Source organism: Streptomyces sp. SID14478 (genome assembly GCF_010548525.1).
GTDB lineage: Bacteria > Actinomycetota > Actinomycetes > Streptomycetales > Streptomycetaceae > Streptomyces.
In genome coordinates, this window is record NZ_JAAGMG010000287.1 from 1 (window position 1) to 754 (window position 754).

Below are 754 nucleotides of genomic sequence, written 5' to 3' on the forward strand. Positions count from 1 at the left end.
GTTCCCCGCGCCCCTGGAAGGCCTGCGGCCTTCCAGGGGCGCGGGCTGTGTCATCAGCGGCTCGGCCGCGGGGCGCGACCGGGCCCCACCGGGCTCGCACCCGCCGACGATCAGGCACCCGGCAGCCGCTCGGCGCGACCCCGGTAACCGAGATTCACCGCCACCGTCGCGAGCAGCAGCACCGATCCCGCGACGGCCAGGGCGGACGACATGCCCGAGGAGAAGTCCGCCCCGGCCCCACCGAGCACCGTTCCGGTGACGGCCACCCCAAGCGCCGCCCCCAGCTCGCGCGCGGACGTGCCGAGGCCCGAGCCCAGGCCCGCCTGGTGCGGCGGCAGCGAGCCGAGGACGCCGAGGGTCAGCGCCGGCATGCAGGTGCCCGTGCCGAAGGAGATGACCAGGAGCCAGACGACGTAGAGGCCGTAGGGGGTGCCCGGGCCCGCCGTGGAGGCGCCGAGCAGGCCCAGGCCGATCAGCGCGAGGCCGACCGTCACCACCGGGCGGGGCGTCGCCTGCCAGCGGGCGGCGAGTTTCGGGGCCAGTGCCATGCCCACCGTCACCGGCATGATCGCGATGCCGGTCAGCGCCGGGCCGTACCCCTTGAGGCCTTGCAGGTACTGCGAGTTGACGAAGAACAGGGAGAACAGGCCGAAGAATCCCGCCGCCGTGCCGAGCGTGGCGGCCCGCAGCCGCGGGGAGCGGAAGACGCGCGGGTCGAACAGCGGCGCCGGCGAGCGCAGCGCGTGCGCCGTGA

At 75.6% G+C, this 754-nt stretch carries 1 protein-coding gene; it reads right to left on the reverse strand.

All coding sequences use genetic code 11. The features are described 5' to 3' along the window. Positions 1-110: 110 nt before the first annotated feature. The coding region (locus G3I40_RS09865; protein ID WP_164301780.1) for an MFS transporter at positions 111-754 on the reverse strand (644 nt) is incomplete at its 5' end.